This window comes from Prevotella sp. CAG:255, from assembly GCF_000431195.1.
GTDB lineage: Bacteria > Bacteroidota > Bacteroidia > Bacteroidales > Bacteroidaceae > Prevotella > Prevotella rara.
In genome coordinates, this window is the sequence record NZ_HF986840.1 from 91,762 (window position 1) to 107,930 (window position 16,169).

17 protein-coding genes, 1 tRNA gene and 1 riboswitch are annotated in these 16,169 nt (G+C 39.0%); of the genes, 10 read left to right on the plus strand and 8 right to left on the minus strand.

The genetic code is table 11. The features are described from left to right. From QVO66_RS11180 to QVO66_RS11190, 3 genes are all read left to right on the plus strand, one after another. The coding region (locus QVO66_RS11180) for an HRDC domain-containing protein (protein WP_288172835.1) at positions 1–272 on the plus strand (272 nt) is incomplete at its 5' end. Positions 273–524: 252 nt separating this feature from the next. Then, positions 525–1,337 carry a zinc ribbon domain-containing protein gene (locus tag QVO66_RS11185; RefSeq protein WP_021855588.1) on the plus strand — a complete coding sequence of 271 codons (813 nt, stop codon included), beginning with the start codon at positions 525–527 and terminating at the stop codon, positions 1,335–1,337. Positions 1,338–1,391: 54 nt separating this feature from the next. Next, a complete protein-coding gene (locus QVO66_RS11190; protein WP_021855589.1) occupies positions 1,392–2,207 on the plus strand; it encodes a zinc ribbon domain-containing protein in 816 nt (271 codons plus the stop codon). A 189-nt stretch (positions 2,208–2,396) separates the two neighbouring features. Here QVO66_RS11190 and QVO66_RS11195 read toward each other — a convergent pair whose 3' ends face one another. Further along, entirely contained in the window at positions 2,397–2,696 is a 300-nt protein-coding gene (locus QVO66_RS11195) for a glutaredoxin domain-containing protein (protein ID WP_021855590.1), read from the minus strand. A gap of 408 nt (positions 2,697–3,104) precedes the next feature. Between QVO66_RS11195 and QVO66_RS11200 the strand changes: the two genes are divergently transcribed. The 3 genes from QVO66_RS11200 to QVO66_RS11210 all read left to right on the plus strand — a co-directional run bounded on the left by QVO66_RS11200 (position 3,105) and on the right by QVO66_RS11210 (position 4,997). Next, the gene (locus QVO66_RS11200; RefSeq protein ID WP_021855591.1) at positions 3,105–3,701 is read left to right on the plus strand and encodes a YqiA/YcfP family alpha/beta fold hydrolase; all 597 of its coding nucleotides are present in this window, start codon (positions 3,105–3,107) and stop codon (positions 3,699–3,701) included. A gap of 64 nt (positions 3,702–3,765) precedes the next feature. After that, the gene (locus QVO66_RS11205; protein WP_021855592.1) at positions 3,766–4,302 is read left to right on the plus strand and encodes a GNAT family N-acetyltransferase; all 537 of its coding nucleotides are present in this window, start codon (positions 3,766–3,768) and stop codon (positions 4,300–4,302) included. After that, positions 4,275–4,997, plus strand: a complete 723-nt coding sequence (locus QVO66_RS11210; protein ID WP_288172836.1) for a nitroreductase family protein — start codon at positions 4,275–4,277, stop codon at positions 4,995–4,997. Before QVO66_RS11205 ends, QVO66_RS11210 begins: the two co-directional genes overlap by 28 nt. 198 nt (positions 4,998–5,195) lie before the next feature. Here QVO66_RS11210 and trxA read toward each other — a convergent pair whose 3' ends face one another. The 7 genes from trxA to QVO66_RS11245 form a co-directional block, all read right to left on the minus strand. Continuing rightward, positions 5,196–5,498: a thioredoxin gene (gene trxA, locus QVO66_RS11215; protein ID WP_021855594.1), complete on the minus strand. Its 303-nt coding sequence runs from the start codon at positions 5,496–5,498 to the stop codon at positions 5,196–5,198. 161 nt (positions 5,499–5,659) lie between these two features. Beyond that, positions 5,660–6,676: an iron ABC transporter permease gene (locus QVO66_RS11220; protein ID WP_021855595.1), complete on the minus strand. Its 1,017-nt coding sequence runs from the start codon at positions 6,674–6,676 to the stop codon at positions 5,660–5,662. Then, a complete protein-coding gene (locus QVO66_RS11225) occupies positions 6,673–7,803 on the minus strand; it encodes an ABC transporter substrate-binding protein (protein ID WP_021855596.1) in 1,131 nt (376 codons plus the stop codon). Before QVO66_RS11225 ends, QVO66_RS11220 begins: the two co-directional genes overlap by 4 nt. Beyond that, positions 7,796–8,911, minus strand: coding sequence for a YncE family protein (locus QVO66_RS11230; RefSeq protein WP_021855597.1), 1,116 nt, complete (start codon positions 8,909–8,911; stop codon positions 7,796–7,798). The genes QVO66_RS11225 and QVO66_RS11230 overlap by 8 nt, the downstream gene beginning before the upstream one ends. A 12-nt stretch (positions 8,912–8,923) precedes the next feature. Next, positions 8,924–10,912, minus strand: coding sequence for a TonB-dependent receptor plug domain-containing protein (locus tag QVO66_RS11235; RefSeq protein ID WP_021855598.1), 1,989 nt, complete (start codon positions 10,910–10,912; stop codon positions 8,924–8,926). Between the two features lie 40 nt (positions 10,913–10,952). Next, a riboswitch (cobalamin riboswitch) is annotated at positions 10,953–11,137 on the minus strand. A gap of 186 nt (positions 11,138–11,323) precedes the next feature. Next, a complete protein-coding gene (locus QVO66_RS11240; protein WP_021855599.1) occupies positions 11,324–12,130 on the minus strand; it encodes a hypothetical protein in 807 nt (268 codons plus the stop codon). A gap of 29 nt (positions 12,131–12,159) precedes the next feature. After that, on the minus strand, positions 12,160–12,915 hold the full coding sequence (locus QVO66_RS11245; RefSeq protein WP_021855600.1) for a nitrilase-related carbon-nitrogen hydrolase: 756 nt from the start codon (positions 12,913–12,915) through the stop codon (positions 12,160–12,162). A 118-nt stretch (positions 12,916–13,033) separates the two neighbouring features. On the opposite strand from QVO66_RS11245, the gene QVO66_RS11250 reads away from it, so the two are divergent. The 4 genes from QVO66_RS11250 (at position 13,034) to QVO66_RS11265 (ending at position 16,046) form a co-directional block, all read left to right on the plus strand. Then, positions 13,034–14,308 (plus strand): replication-associated recombination protein A, encoded by a 1,275-nt coding sequence (locus tag QVO66_RS11250; RefSeq protein WP_021855601.1) that lies wholly within the window; start codon positions 13,034–13,036, stop codon positions 14,306–14,308. A 15-nt stretch (positions 14,309–14,323) separates the two neighbouring features. Further along, entirely contained in the window at positions 14,324–15,277 is a 954-nt protein-coding gene (locus tag QVO66_RS11255) for a D-2-hydroxyacid dehydrogenase (protein WP_021855602.1), read from the plus strand. After that, positions 15,277–15,894 carry a trimeric intracellular cation channel family protein gene (locus QVO66_RS11260; protein WP_021855603.1) on the plus strand — a complete coding sequence of 206 codons (618 nt, stop codon included), beginning with the start codon at positions 15,277–15,279 and terminating at the stop codon, positions 15,892–15,894. The genes QVO66_RS11255 and QVO66_RS11260 overlap by 1 nt, the downstream gene beginning before the upstream one ends. 78 nt (positions 15,895–15,972) lie before the next feature. Continuing rightward, positions 15,973–16,046: transfer RNA gene (locus QVO66_RS11265), tRNA-Arg, on the plus strand. Positions 16,047–16,169 lie beyond the last annotated feature (123 nt).

The window sequence follows — 16,169 nt, forward strand, 5'->3', positions numbered from 1 at the left end:
CGCAGCAGGAATTGCCCATGCAGTATAGTAATGGCGATAAGACGGAAGACCCGGCCCTGTTCAGTGTGCTGCGTAAGCTGAGGCAGAATATTGCAGAAGAAAACAACTGGCCGGCGTATGTGGTTATGTCTGACAAGACACTGCACGCCCTTGCCAAAGAAAAACCCACAACGCTGAATGCCTTCAGCAACATATATGGCATAGGCGAATATAAACTGAATACCTACGGCAAGAGATTTGTGGATGTGATAAAAGGATATGTCAATTCGTAAATCATTTATTTCAATTTAATTATAAATTTTATCACCTGTTTATATGTGCTTGGTAAAGCTAGAGATGTGATTATATAAGACAAACTTTTATTCTAATAATATTTTATGTGTATTTTTCTATATATAGAATATGTATATAAAATTGAAAAAAAATTATATTATACACTTGTATTAAAAATATTTTATATATTTTTGTCACATTATTTTTGAAAACAATAATTATACACTAACAACATAAAAACATTTGTAATTATGAAAAGGTTTTGTATTGAGTGTGGACATGAGATTGATGAAGGAAGAACAACATGTCCAAATTGTGGTTGTCCTGTTTATGATACTGCTAAGAATGACAGTAATGATGAGGAACATTATGAGGATAATGACGAGCCTTGGTATAATACGGACTTGTTCAGCGGAGTTGTAACTCCTTTGATGAGAAATTTTGACAATGGAAAATCCTTTCGGATTATAGCAGAAACAGCGATATCGTTATTGTCATTAGCTTCTATCGTAGCAGCACCTCTGACTGCATATTATATATATAAGAATAAAATTATGTATGGATGTGATACAGAGGATAAAATATTGATAATGATTGCTGTAATTATTCTGTTGTTAATGAGCTTATTTAGCTATAGCTATTGGGTTAAACGTATATCATTTATTAAACTTATTTTTGATCCAAAAGACGAATATGTTGTAATTCCTATTGGAACATATTTATTTCAATGGGTAGGTGAATGGATTGCATTATTATCATGTGTCGTTGCTTGTATTATCTTTATTTTATATTTTATTTCATTTGATTCAGAATCATTGACTCTTGGGTGGAATTATGGTTGCTACTGCATAGCTACAGGTTTCGTGTTATCTTTTGTCTTCAGACTTATAGCAGAACGTATGCGTGCTGTGGCATCGATAGCTAACAACACTAAACAATTTAAGAGAAAAATGAAAGTGGTGAAAAATGACAATTTTGAGTATCAGGGACTTTTAAACAATTTCTTATATTTTGTTGCCATAGCAGTAACCTTAGCCTATACTCTGACAGCATTGTTTGAGTGATTTTATTAAGGCTAATATTAAAATTAAATATGATTTTTTGATAAAATAAAATATATGTCTAAGAGATATTGTAAAGAATGTGGGAATGAAATTCCTAAAGATGCTAAATTTTGTCCTAACTGTGGAGCACCCATAGAAGATACTGAAGAAACACAGGAAGCGGATATGGAGCAATATTATGATTCAAGTAGCAAAAAACGTAAATCGTTAATAGTAATGCTTGTTTTTCTTGGGACATTAATATTGATTGTGCTGGGCGTGATTATATATGCTGAATATAGGGACGCAAAAGCCGAACAAATAGCCCATGATAAATATGTTCGTGACTCTATTGCTACAGCACGTAAAGACTCTATATTATTGGCGCAACAAAAAGATCAGATGAGAAGAGATTCTATAAAGTTTGTACGTGAACTGCCAAAAAGAATCAAGGAGGCATACATCAATAAAGTCGAAGCATATTATAATCAAAGTGGGAATTTTGAACATGGTTATTTCCTTTATGACTTAACAAAGGATGGCATTCCTGAATTATGGGTAGTTAGCGGTAATGGAGCATCTGATGGTAGACTGAATGTTTTTACATATTTTAATGAAGATATTATAAGTATATTTGAAAATAATTTAGGCTATTCATATTTTTATAAAGGTAAAGGGTATATACTTCAGGTAGTTGAAGATATGTATGAATCAAAATGGTATAAAATTAAATATAATGGTCAAGGTATTGAAAAGGAACAAGTGTATGAGGAAGAAGCATACGATGAGTATGGTGCTCAGTATAAGACTCCTTCTTTGCCGGATGTTAAGATATACGAGATGTCTAATACCTCTCCGATATTGAATATGAATATACGAACGCAACAATGATACATATATCTGTTTAAAAAACAAAAGTTGAGCATAGAGTTTAAGATTGAATGCTCAACTTTTTTGTATTTTGAATACTCGTTAATTGTTTATTACAATTGTATTGACATCGTGATTTTTATACAACTTAGATTACAAGCTGTGTCTTATCATATTGCACCAAATATAAAAAGATATGCTTGGGATAATTTAGCATCCGCTTCCGTCAATGCTGCATGATTGTCCTTCTTCCTTTACAGGCGGCTGTAAGCCGGCTTTATCCGGACGGAATGTAACGGTGCCGTCTTCAAGAACAAAACATGGAATACCTACAGAGCCTACACGTTTCATGACATCGAAGGCTGGATTTTTGTCGCGCAGCCTTAGAAACTCTTTAAGATTTCTTACATGTTCGCCGATGTCGACGACTTCATATTTGTCGTTCCCTTTAACTTGCTCTTTAACGTCGGTGCAGTCAGGGCATGTGTTCATTACATAAATCTTAATCATAATGCAAATGTTTTTAGTTTGACGAATAAATGTCATGGCATATAATGCCAATGACAAAGTTAAGGAAATTTACTTATATCAGTATGTGCTGCGGCGATAAATGTTGTGTAAAATATGAAATATATGTCAGAAACGGCCGGCAAGGATTACAGCATGTGAGGCTTGGCGGCAAATAGTATAAATGCATGTCGGCTGTAAGGCAATGAGCGTAAAAGCTGTAACAGCAGTGTAAACTTATATGATATTGTGGCTTTGTGATGATGTATTTGGCTTTAATTTTGTACTTTTGTAAAGTGTAGAATATTTGCCGCTTAATGAATAGTGCCGGTTTGTGTGGTTTTCGTATAGAGAATCATTGGGCATTCATTTGTTTGTGGTATGTATAGTTTGAATTTTTCAATGACGAATATGGATAAAAAGATATTATTCCTTCACGGATTTTTTGCCAGTGGCCAATGTGTGCCGGCACTTAGTCTTAGAGAGGCTCTAAAGGGAAAGGCAGAGGTGATAACGCCCGACCTGCCGATACATCCAGATGAGGCCATGGCGATGATTAAAGACATCTGCGACAGTGAGAAACCTGACGTGCTTGTAGGCAACAGTTGCGGGTCGTTTTATGCACAGATGGCTGCCAACATAGAAGGCATACCGGCGCTGCTGGGCAATCCGTATTTTATGATGACGGAGTTTCTGAAAACCAGAATAGGTGAGCATGAATATAAGTCGCCGCGCCAAAACGGCCGGCAACGTCTGGTAATTGACGAGAAACTTATCAGTGAATTTGCGGAGATGGAAGCTGTTCAGTTTGAGTACTGCAAGGATGAAAACAAGGAACGGATATGGGGACTGTTCGGCGAGAATGACACGCTGGCACATTTCGAACCGTTGTTTATGGAGCATTATAAACATGCTTATCATTTCCCGGGAGGACATACACCTACGGCAGATGAGGTGAAGGAATGGTATGTGCCGCTGGCTGAAAAAATGTTGGTACAAAATTTATAGCTGTAAATGCTAACGGCAGGAAGCAAAGTGTTTCTTATCTTGACAAATGTTAATAATTGATATTATGAGGACAGAAAAGATAACCGCAGAGAATGTAGACAATGTTCAACTGAAAAACCTGTATGAGAGTGCGTTTCCGAAGGAAGAGCGTATACCATATGATGAGCTAAAAGGGCTGTTGGGAGTTATGCCCATAGACTTTATGGCATATTATGACGAAGACGTGTTTGTTGGCTTGACGATGGTTCTTAACCGCAAAGACTTTAACTGGGGCTGGTATTTCGCCGTAAGGGAAGAGCTGCGCGGCAGGGGATACGGACAGCATATTCTAACTGCATTGAAGGCAAAATATGCAGACAGACGACTGGTTATAGATATAGAATCGCCATGGCAGACAGACTGCAACAACAAGGAGCAGCGTTGCAGAAGATATGAGTTTTATAAGCGTAACGGATTCCGCGACACCCAGACGGCAAAGAGTTTTGAAGGTATTGACTACACAATATTGTTGCTGGGGGAAGGAACGTTTACGCAAAATGACTACGACAGCATAATAGATGATTTAAGAAAGTTTTGGAAGAATCTGCCAAAGGAGGACTGATGATGACGATAGATGAAGCTATAAAGCACAGGCACAGCGTGAGGGCTTATAAGAACATGCCTCTGACAGACAACGATGTGAAACTGCTTGAGGGTAAGATAGAAGAACTTAATGTCATGGGGCATCTGCATATGCAGCTGATACAGAATGAGCCTAAGGCTTTTCAGGGTATGCTGGCAAAGTATGGCAAGTTCAGAAACGTTAACAACTATATCGTTATGGCAGGAAAGAAGGCAGATGACCTTGATGAGCGTATCGGCTATTATGGTGAACAACTGGTGCTGGCAGCGCAGATGGCCGGGATGAATACCTGTTGGGTAGGATTGAGCTATAAGAAAGTGCCTGGAACGTATGTGCTTGATGATGATGAAGCAATAAAAGCCTATATTTCGATAGGCTACGGCGAGACAAACGGCGTGTCGCACAAAATAAAGCGCATGGAGCAGGTGAGCAATGCTGACGGGGCAACTCCTGAATGGTTTAAGAGTGGAGTTGAGGCCGCCTTGCTCGCTCCTACAGCTGTGAATCAGCAGAAGTTTTATTTTGAGTATGTTAGCGCCGACGGAATAAATCCTGCAAAGGTACGTGCAAGGCGTCAGTTCTCATTGGTAGGTTATACTAAAATGGATTTAGGTATAGCCAAACTGCATTTCGAAATAGGAGCAGGTCGGGAGAACTTTGTGTGGACAGAATAAGTATAGATATTAAATGCTTATAACACAGATGACCGACGGCTAGTGGAGGTAGCTCAATTGTCAGTGGACTTATTATCAAATTTTAGAGCTAAGACCTTATGACATTATAATAAAATAAGTCCAAACCGATTATTGACTTTTGTCGGTTTGGACTTATTCTTATCAGTTGTGCCAACTACAGCATTGTATCTGCGATGTTTATTGATTCAAGAACGGATCGAGAAGAGCCATCAGATCTGATTTAGACATTGCACCACTTTGTCTGTAAAGAATTTCTCCATTTCTGAAGAGCATAAGAGTGGGGACAGATTGTATGCCATAGCGTCCGGCTGTATCATTGTGTTTGTCAACGTCAACCTTAATGATACGTATCTTGTCGCCGAGAGTTGCCTTAACTTGTTCTAATACAGGGTGCATCATTTTGCATGGACCACACCATGTGGCAAAGAAGTCTACTAGGACGAGACCATTGCCGGATATTACGTCGTTAAAAGTTTCCATCGCTTTTCGTGATTAAATTAATAACTTATTTGTAATTCTAACAAGTAAAGTGTGTGCCAAGCTGGCGTATGTAAACGGGCAACAGAGCTTCAGGTATTTCGTTTTTGTATGGATGAGGTTTATTTTTCTGTAATAAATCATCATGCTACATACACTGGATGTTATTGATGTCTCCCTTTGATGATTACATAAATGATAACTGGTGCGCCCATTATTGGGGTGACAGCATTAAGGGGTATGATGCCGTTGTCGCCAGGAAGAACGCATATTATGTTGCACAGAAGTGATATGGCTGCTCCGGAAAGAATAGTGCCAGGTATGAGATAGCGGTGGTTGTCTGTCTTAAGAAGCATACGTGCTATATGTGGAACGGCAAGTCCGATAAATGCAATAGGACCACAATAGGCGGTGGTAACGGCGGTAAGAAGGCCTGTTACCAATAAAAGGCAATTGCGCAACTTGATGGTGTTTATACCAAGATTTTCTGCATATTGTTCGCCTAACAACACGGCATTGAGAGGTTTAATGAGAAGCAAGGCACATATTAGACCTACTATTGTAACAGCTGCGAACAGAGGCATCTGAGCCATAGACACTCCTCCGAAGTTGCCCAATCCCCATATCATATATGAGTGAACGCCCTCTTCAGTCGCAAAGAAGTTGAGCAGTGATATTGCAGATGAGGATATATAGCCTATCATAATGCCGGTGATAAGGAGCATGACGTTATTGTTTACAAGATTAGAGAAAAACAATAATACAGCCATTACTGCCACAGCACCTACAAATGCGGCAATAAGTACTGCCAGAAATCCAGTAACAGAAACTGCTCCTGCCGTTATGCTTCCACCAAACAGAAGCATAACGAAAGCCACGCCAAGGCTGGCACCACTATTGATACCGAATATAGACGGACCGGCAAGAGGATTGCAGAATGCGGTCTGAAGTAATAATCCGCTGACAGCTAATGCTCCACCACATAAAATGGCCGTAAGAGCCTGGGGCAGGCGAGTCTGCAATATTATATATTTCCAACTTTCATTTACCTCATCGTTGCCGCTGAAAATATCGATAATGCTGTTTATCGGTATTTTCACGGCTCCATAGATGATGTTAATTACAAACAGAGCAATTATTGCCAAAGTTATTACAACAAAAAATCTGCAATATTTTTTCATTTTATATGTTCAAAGTATTTCGCTTTGCCAAGTTCGGTTATTTCCGGATGTGTTATTATGATGAAATCACGCAGCAACAAGTCTGGATGGAATGGGGTGTCTTCGTAGAACGTGTTACTGTAAGTATTGCATCCGAAGACCATCTTGTTCTTGAATGCCTTAAACTGTGAGTATCCGCTGTTTTCCGTCAACAATGATTTGTAGGTGGCTTTTTGAGGACTATTATATCTGATAAGCCAAATGTCGCTGTTGCCGGCTTTTTCGAGGACTATCTCAAACGGTAGAGGTAGACTGCCGCTGCTCTTTTCGGCAGAAAAAGGATATGCCGCATTTGCATCAGCAATTATCTGTCCGATGGTGCTTTGTCCGCCAGGCACATACCATACAGAACTGTTTATCTTGTCGATAATTACAGAATGTCTTGTTTTGGCAGTTTTAGCAATTTGCTTGAGGCTGTTGTATTTTGTCTCAACGTCATTAAAGATGCTGTCAGCCTGTTTTTCTGCACCAAACAGCATTCCATAGAATTTCATCCATTCTGCTCTTCCTAATGCTGTAGTTTCCATGTAGTCAGCAGTTTCAATAATGGGCTTTTCCCACTCATTAAGACGTCCGTAGCCTCCGCTGTTCTGAAATGGAGAAATCAATATTGCGTCAGCGTTTATACCTATAATCTTTTCGAGTGTTGGGGTTATTCCGCTGCCGCAGTCAGCAATTTTGTTTTCTTTGCATTGTTGCTGAATCCATGGCAGATTAATATATTTGACATCACAAACCCCTTTGATGTTCTGACCTTTGCCAAAAGACATAATCAGGCCGCAGTGAACAGATGTCGTTACAACCGCACGTTGCAAAGGTGTTCTAACAATAGTGCCCTGTGGCAGATTGGCCGGCAGTTCTTTGTCTGACGGTACAAGGATGTATGTATGAAGTATTTTTCCTTTGTTCCAAGGATCGTTCAGGGTGACAACGTTGTAACCGTCGCATTTGATTATATGAAGCTGCTTGGCATATTTAAGTTCTAGGGTGTCACCGCTAAAAGATGTATCAGTGCTGTTACCCCGGCATGCGCACAGGGTAATCAGCACTGATATCAGTAAAGAGGTTATCGTTAAATTTTTATTCATAAACAACACCAGTATTGAATGCTATTGCATTAGGGCCAACTCCGGTAGAGAACATCTTAACGAAGGTTCCGTCTTCTTTGTACATGTTGACATAGCCATCTGTAGTATAGCTTGCATATCCGGTGTCAGGATTCTTGCTGTAAGAAGTGATAAACACATATCCGTTAACAGGGTCAACTCCAATTGCAGATGGGCTGAACGGCAGGTTGTCTGTTATGAATGTCTTAACTTCACCGCTTGCAATGTTGTAGACGCTGTAAGTAGGAGTGACGGGAGAAACATAGCTGTAAGGAGCATTTATTACGTAGATGTTTTTCTTATCTGTCGCCATCATTGTTGCGTCGATAAGGTTTGTAACCTTCTTGTCTGCAGTAATCTTCTTTACACCGGCGCCATATTGGTTGTAATTAGAATCATAAAGACCACTGTCCATCACATAAAGTGTTCCGTCGATAACACTGATGCCAACAGGGTTTGTTATCAATGGGTCGGTGAGATTTGTAACGCTTCCATCGGTAAGGTTGATGTATGAAATAGAAGGATTTTGGCCATTGCCATAGCTGCTGTTTGCTACATAAAGCATATTGCCGTCTATAGCAATTCCCTCAGGATATGAACCAGCCTGATAAATCTTATCCAGATTTAAAGATGCTGTGTCGATTGCTGCAACGTAGCCTTTGAATGTTGACACATAGATTTTTCCGTTTCCGGCTGCAAGACGTCTGGGTGTCTCACCCTTGTCTGCTCCCATAACTTCGGTTGTCTTTATTGTTCCGACAGACACCATTGTGTTCTTGTTGACAACTTCAACTGTATTTTCGCCCGTTACAACAATATACATCTTGTCACCATATATCAGAGCGTCATTAGGTGTTGTACCAAGATTGCGTCCATTGGCAGCCTGAAATACCTTCTGGGCGGCTGTCTGTGTAGAATAGTCAATAGATGTGATGCTGCCGCTGATTTGAGAACTCATGTTTCCTGAGTTTACAATGAAGGCACCTGTGCTTACATCAATAGGTTTCGGAACGTAATTATCGTCATCGTCGCTGCACGATGTAAATGATACGCATAATGCAATTGCTGCAAAACTTAAAAATTTTTTCATTTCTTTTTTTGATTAAAATTTATAATTTATTGAAAATTGATAGCTTATTCCCGGCATCGGATATGCCTTGACAATTTCGTATTGCTTGTTGAGAAGGTTCTTGATGTCTCCTCGTAGGGTAATCGTGTTCTTGGCTATTTTAAACGATCTGAAAAGGGTTATGCCGGTTTCGAAAAATCCCGGTATGTTAGAATCTTCATAATGTTCGTTATTTGAACTGCGGCTGCTCATACCGGTGCCGTGTACTGTGAGGTTTACCCATGGATTTTCGTAACAAACAGAAACGCTTCCAGAGTGTAATGGTGTATAGGCAATCTGGTATCCATAATATGGAGATTCCGGATTAGTACGGTTTTCTGCATTCTGCAGGCTATAGCTGGCTGTAAGAGTTATCAAATGCTTGTCTGAAAACTTATGCATTATATTAGCCGTTGCGTCTAAGCCCAAGACTCTTACCTTTCCGACATTTATGTTTGTCCATATAAACATATTGTATGGTACGGCAACAATTTTGTCTTTAACATGGTTGAGATATCCGTCTAATGTTATTTTGATATTTGTCTTTTTTGTGACATCTTGTAATAATGTGAATCCTATATTATATTGGTCAGTGCTTTCTGGAAGCAGGTTTGTGCTGCCGTAATGATAGAAATATGACTCATTGAATGTTGGTGCCCTGAATATATTTTTATATGATGCTCTAATATAAAAGTCATTATTTTTTAAAACTTTATATGAGAGTGACAGAGATGGTGAGAGTTTGCTCATGTCGCGTGCAGATTCTCCATATTCTGCACCATTGTAATATAGTGAAAGCAGCAACTTTCCGATGATAGACAGTCTTGCTGATTTATATTTAGCTGTAGCTGCCTGAAGAACGGTATGCCTAAATGGGTGTGTATCTGTTGAAAGGCTGCTGTTCATGTTGTTATAGCTGTAGTCGGCAGAATAGCAGAACGCCCAGTCTTTAAATGGAGTGTACAGGAGACTTGCAGATGTATAAGCTTCTCTTTGCCAATAATCAGCATCTTTTATGCCGTCGCTATATGAACCGTCTTTATATTTTGAGGCTGCCCAGTTATATTTTGCATTAACTTTTAAAGATAGATTGCTACTGTTAAATGTGCGGTAGCCGATTTGGGCAAAGAAGTTCTGGTCTCTGAGCTCTTCATTGCTTATATTTGTGTAATATCTGACTTGTCCGGGCAGTTGTCTGTCGTTATCATAATAATATATTTTGCCGCTTAATTCATTGCGGGTATTAATGTTCCAGATAAAATTAGTCTCACCATGCCCTGATTTCATACGACTGTTTGTGCGGCGCTCTTTTGTAACGACTGAAATATTGCGTAGCGTGAAAGGATAATCGTTTTCTGCATAGACGAATTCTCCAATTGCCGAGAAAGAAAATTTGTTTGAAAAATTCTGCTCGTATCTTATAAATGGACTAATATATCCGAATGAACCAACTTTCAGCTGAGTGGTCAGATGAGGAGCTGTGTCTTCTGTAGGAGACTTTATTGTCCTTATGTTAATTGATGCCGGTAAACTGGCATTTTTTGCGGGTATAAAAATGTCGTCATTATCGCCGATGACAAGCGATATGTTGTCGATGTTTTCTAAGGAATAGCGCGACAGGTCGATTTGTCCGCTCTGACAGTCGCTAAGCATGATTCCGTCATAGCTAACGCCTGTATGCTGAGTGCCGAAACTTCTGACAGAAACGGTTTTCATACCTCCGGCACCACCATAATCACGTATGGTTATTCCGGGCATACGGTTAAGGGCATCAGCTATATCAGTGATGCCTGCAGTATTAAGGTTTTTGTTGTTGATTACATATAATGGCGATGTACTGGTAACTTCGTGCTTTTTTTTATTTTCTGTGACCACAACATCCTGCAACTGATATGTGTTATCAATTGTATCATTTTTTTCAGATTGCGCTTGAGCACAAAAAGGAACTGAGCATACCAGAACTAATGCCGTTATTTTTTTCATGTGTAAAATGTTTTATCAACAGCTTTCCTCGAAGCTGGTGGGATAAACTGTTTCAATGGCAGGTCTTCTGACTTATTGTCATAAAAGCAAACGCCTTCCCTATAATACACAGTGGCTATTTTGTTTGCTTCATAAACGACAAATTACAGCAGCGGGACTGTCAGGGATTTTCACCTTGTTCCCTTTTAATCATCGTATGATGAACCGATTGATTGTGCAAAGGTAATGATAATAATTATAATTTTAATAATAAAACAGTTAAAAAGATGATATGATACATTCCTTTTAATAGAAAGTGCGTATATATGTTTGGTAAATTGATGTGGTACGAAAAATAGCCATACCAGCGATAAGCACGGTATGGCTATTATATGATATTTACAATTGTGATGCTAAATGTATGCTTGTGTTTTAGTATTCGTCATCATCTGCGACATCTTCTGCTGTAAGATCGAGGTCTTCAGGATTTTCCTCGATTGTTGTTCTGTAGCTTTCTTCTGTCAGCTTATCTTCGTCGAATGCGTCATCATCATCGTCATTGTCATACTTTTCATCAATCTCTGGCAGATCCTCGTCGTCATCTTCGTCAGAATCGTATTTGCGAGAGTCGTCTGTTCCAAATTTAAGACGGGGCTTTTCTGTTTCGGGCTTAAGTTTTGCAAAAATAGCTTCAATCCATGCACCTTTTGAAATTTCCAATACTTCAAATCCGTCAGCAACTTTCTTTTCGTACATTCCGCCAACTTTATGTAATCTGTCTTTGGGTAAAGTTGTTGTACTTATGTCAAATCCGCTCTGTATGATATCCTGAATGCTTTGTGACAAAGAATCCCAACCTCCGCCAAAATTACGATCGATAACTTCAAGCAGTTTTGTTGCAGAAATATGTCGGATGTTCTCGTATGTTAGGTCTGTTACCCTTAATATAGGACGTTTTTTTATTCCTATTTTGACCTTCTGGCTTTCATCTACAGGCATTGTGCCAATCTGGAAACCGCGGGCTTCATACTTCTTGATTATTTCAGGGCGATCTATCTTTATTTCTTCAACTTCAAATGCGCTTTTGATGATATCAATGTAGTGCTTGATGTTTTCTCTTATATCGGAGTCTTTTTCTGCAACTTCCAACATTCTGAAAACATCATTCTCCTGAATATCCCAAACGTTACTTTTGTTGATGGTTTTTAATGTAAGTGACTTCTTATCAATATCTTTCATATTTCTTTTTAATTAATTTCTTTTTATTTTTAAAATATATCTCTATCTGTCAGTATAGGAAACTTTGAACGATAATGATTCAGTTTGTCTAAATCAATTTCAGCAGTGATTGCCTGTTCTTTTTCGTCAGACTTGGCTAGTAAAGCGCCTTTGGGGTCAATGATGGCACTATTTCCGTTATATTGACATCTATCATCTTCCCCTGTGCGGTTACATCCAATTACATAACATTGATTTTCAATGGCCCTTGCTCTTAATAGGATGTTCCATGCGTCCTGCCTGTTTTGAGGCCAGTTGGCCACAAAAATTATAGCGTCATAGTCTTCTTTATATCTCATCCATGCAGGGAATCTTAAATCATAACAGGTCTGTAATAAAAAACGGAAATTTTTATATTTCGCAATTACTCTTTTGTCGCCTGCTGTATAGTATACGTCTTCTCCTCCGTATTTAAACAAATGGTGCTTGTCGTAGTAATAATATTCTCCGTCAGGCATTACAAAATATAATCTGTTTCTGTACTGTGACTGATGTGTCAGGATAGAAAGACTTCCACATATTGCACATCTGTTGGATTGTGCTGTTTCTTTCATCCATTCAAGTGATTTCTGAAAATTGACTTCAGCAGAATATTTTGCCGGATCTGTTATAAATCCTGTCGCCCACATTTCTGGCAATATGTATAAATCAGAGCCAGGATTATTGGATATAAGTTGACCTGCTGCAACCTGATTCCTATCAGGCTGCACCCACTTGATATCCGTTTGGAGGATTGTAACTTTCACTATTTATTCTCGTTTTCAGTTTCTATGAATGCTGCAAAAGTAATATATTATCTTTTATTCGCAAGTTTTTAATAGATATTTTTTGCATAAATGACATATATTTTCTACTTTTGCATTTATGGTTAAGCCTTTAGCAGAGAGATTAAGACCCAAGGTTCTTGACGACTATATCGGACAGAAACATCTTGTCGGTAAGAATGCCGTTCTCCGTAATATGTTGGAAGCCGGAAGAGTGACATCTTTTATCTTATGGGGGCCTCCTGGGGTAGGTAAGACGACATTGGCCTTGATAGTGGCAAATCACCTAAAAGTACCCTTTTATACATTGAGTGCTGTTACAAGTGGTGTGAAAGATGTCAGGGATGTTATTGATAAAGCCAAGAATGCTGGCTTCTTCAATAATTTTACTCCTATATTGTTTATTGATGAGATACACCGCTTTAGCAAGAGTCAGCAAGATTCTTTGTTGGCTGCGGTTGAGAAAGGTATAGTTACGTTGATAGGCGCAACCACGGAAAATCCTTCTTTTGAAGTTATCAGACCATTGCTTTCAAGATGTCAGCTTTATGTGTTGAAGCCCTTGGAAAAAGAAGACTTGCTCGGACTTTTGCAGCGCGCTTTAAGAGAAGATGTTGAACTGAAGAAAAAAAATATAGAACTGAAAGAGACTAATGCCATTCTAAGGTATAGCGGGGGAGATGCCCGTAAATTGTTGAATATTTTAGAGTTGGTCGTTGATTCTGTCAATAGTGAAAAAATTGAGATAACTGATGAAACTGTAGTAGGGTGCTTGCAGCAAAATCCTCTTGCGTACGATAAGGACGGAGAAATGCATTATGATATAATATCTGCGTTTATAAAAAGTATTAGAGGTTCGGATCCTGATGCAGCGTTGTATTGGCTAGCACGTATGATTGAAGGTGGTGAGGACCCTAAGTTCATTGCTCGCAGACTTGTTATAAGTGCTTCAGAGGATATTGGCTTGGCGAATCCGAATGCGTTGTTGCTTGCCAATGCAGCATTTGATGCCGTAAATAAAATAGGATGGCCTGAGGGGAGAATTCCATTGGCCGAGGCAACGGTGTATCTAGCGACGAGTCCTAAGAGCAATTCTGCATATAACGGCATTAATCATGCACTTGAAGTTGTTGCTAGGACTGGTAATCTGCCTGTGCCATTGCATTTGCGTAATGCTCCTACGAAACTTATGGCTGATTTAGGATATAGTGACGGGTATAAGTATTCACATGATTATCCGGAACATTTTGTTGAACAACAATTCTTGCCTGATGAACTTGTTAATGAGCGGATATGGCATGGGCAACATTCGCCCAATGAGGAAAAGTTGTATCAACGAATGTTGAAGTGTTGGGGAAATAGATTTAAAGAATAACAAAAATATATAACTATGAAGATTGTTGTTTTAGATGGATATAGTGTAAATCCAGGTGATTTATCATGGAACGGAATAAAAGAATTAGGTGATTTGACAGTATATGACAGAACGTCTCCTGATGATGTAGTGTCGCGTGCTGAGCAGGCTGATATCGTGTTGACAAATAAAGTTGTGTTGTCTGATGCCATAATGGCTAAGTTGCCTAATTTGAAATATATAGGAGTATTGGCTACAGGAGTCAATATTGTTGATATTGCAGCAGCGCGGAAACGTGGTGTCATCGTAACGAATGTGCCTGCTTATAGCACAGACAGTGTGGTTCAGATGACTTTTGCGCATATTTTAAACATTACCAATCGCGTTGCTCATTATTCAAAACAAAATCGTAATGGCCGATGGAGCAGTAATGAAGATTTCTGTTATTGGGATACGCCTTTGAATGAACTTGCCGGAAAAACTCTTGGTGTGGTTGGACTTGGTAGTATTGGATATAAGGTGGCATGTATTGCACGTGATTTTGGTATGGATGTTTTTGCTTTTACAAGCAAGAATTCTGCAGATCTTCCTGATGGTATCCAGAAGACGACGCTGGACGGACTTTTAGGTATCAGTGATATAGTAACGTTGCATTGTCCTTTGACGGAAACAACTAAAGAGATGATAAACAAGGCTACCTTAAGAAAAATGAAGAAAGGTTCGATATTGATAAATACCGGTAGAGGCCCATTGGTAAACGAGAATGACGTTGCAGAGGCTTTAAATGAAGGATGGCTCGGTGGGTATGGTGCTGATGTTATGTGTCAGGAACCTCCACTTGAGAATAATCCTATTTTCAGCGCCCCCAATGCCTATATAACTCCTCACATAGCATGGGCTACTTATGAGGCTCGTGTGCGTCTTGTTAATATCGTGACCTCTAATATTAAGGCTTTTCTTGACGGTAAGCCGGTAAATGTTGTCAGCTAATGAATACAGTGCAGCTTGTTATAGAGTTTTTGGGAACATTCGCATTTGCTATATCTGGTATAAGATGGGCGGCGTTTAAAAACTTTGACTGGTTTGGAGGGTATGTTGTAGGGTTGGCCACGGCAATAGGAGGCGGTACAATTCGTGATGTTATGCTTGGCGTAACTCCCTTTTGGATGACAAACTCTATATATCTAATATGTACGGCGGCAGCCTTGGTGCTTGCTATAATATTTAAGAAGGCTATAGTAAAGTTTTCTAGTACATGGTTCCTGTTTGATACTTTGGGACTTGCACTGTTTACTATAGCCGGTATACAAAAAACATTATATGCAGGCTTCCCTTTTTGGGTTGCAATCATAATGGGGTGTATCACAGGCGTGGCCGGAGGTATTATTCGTGATGTATTGATAAATGAAGTTCCGCTGATATTCCGAAAGGAGATTTATGCTGTTGCGTGCATATTAGGCGGTTTTGTATATCAGATATGTTATTATTGGGGATTAAACTTGGAGATTATTGTTATTTCAAGCTTTGTAACTGTTGTTGTTGTAAGGCTTATGGCAGTGAAATATCATATTTCTTTGCCTCATTTACATGAAATGGAAGAAAAATAATAGTTTTTCATTAAAAAGATACGGAAAAATTTTGCTGTATTAGAAAATATGCGTACCTTTGCATCGCATTTAAGAAATGGTCCCGTGGCTCAACTGAATAGAGCATCTGACTACGGATCAGAAGGTTACAGGTTTGAATCCTGTCGGGATCACAAATTAGGCCACCTTAATAATTGGTGGCCTAATTTGTTTGTATAAAGGGTTCTGATGCTTGTGCTTTCTTTTGGGGACAATAGAAATTCGGCTCACCCGATAAATAGTGGGGAAAGAAAATA

What these genes read in the sequence shown, in the direction of transcription:
- QVO66_RS11185 (WP_021855588.1), top strand. Translation starts at nt 525, where the DNA reads ATGAAAAGGTTTTGTATTGAGTGTGGACATGAGATTGATGAAGGAAGA.
- QVO66_RS11250 (WP_021855601.1), top strand. Translation starts at nt 13,034, where the DNA reads ATGGTTAAGCCTTTAGCAGAGAGATTAAGACCCAAGGTTCTTGACGAC.
- QVO66_RS11240 (WP_021855599.1), bottom strand. Translation starts at nt 12,130, where the DNA reads ATGAAAGATATTGATAAGAAGTCACTTACATTAAAAACCATCAACAAA.
- QVO66_RS11225 (WP_021855596.1), bottom strand. Translation starts at nt 7,803, where the DNA reads ATGAATAAAAATTTAACGATAACCTCTTTACTGATATCAGTGCTGATT.
- QVO66_RS11200 (WP_021855591.1), top strand. Translation starts at nt 3,105, where the DNA reads ATGGATAAAAAGATATTATTCCTTCACGGATTTTTTGCCAGTGGCCAA.
- QVO66_RS11190 (WP_021855589.1), top strand. Translation starts at nt 1,392, where the DNA reads ATGTCTAAGAGATATTGTAAAGAATGTGGGAATGAAATTCCTAAAGAT.
- QVO66_RS11195 (WP_021855590.1), bottom strand. Translation starts at nt 2,696, where the DNA reads ATGATTAAGATTTATGTAATGAACACATGCCCTGACTGCACCGACGTT.
- QVO66_RS11260 (WP_021855603.1), top strand. Translation starts at nt 15,277, where the DNA reads ATGAATACAGTGCAGCTTGTTATAGAGTTTTTGGGAACATTCGCATTT.
- QVO66_RS11255 (WP_021855602.1), top strand. Translation starts at nt 14,324, where the DNA reads ATGAAGATTGTTGTTTTAGATGGATATAGTGTAAATCCAGGTGATTTA.
- QVO66_RS11220 (WP_021855595.1), bottom strand. Translation starts at nt 6,676, where the DNA reads ATGAAAAAATATTGCAGATTTTTTGTTGTAATAACTTTGGCAATAATT.
- QVO66_RS11235 (WP_021855598.1), bottom strand. Translation starts at nt 10,912, where the DNA reads ATGAAAAAAATAACGGCATTAGTTCTGGTATGCTCAGTTCCTTTTTGT.
- QVO66_RS11205 (WP_021855592.1), top strand. Translation starts at nt 3,766, where the DNA reads ATGAGGACAGAAAAGATAACCGCAGAGAATGTAGACAATGTTCAACTG.
- trxA (WP_021855594.1), bottom strand. Translation starts at nt 5,498, where the DNA reads ATGGAAACTTTTAACGACGTAATATCCGGCAATGGTCTCGTCCTAGTA.
- QVO66_RS11230 (WP_021855597.1), bottom strand. Translation starts at nt 8,911, where the DNA reads ATGAAAAAATTTTTAAGTTTTGCAGCAATTGCATTATGCGTATCATTT.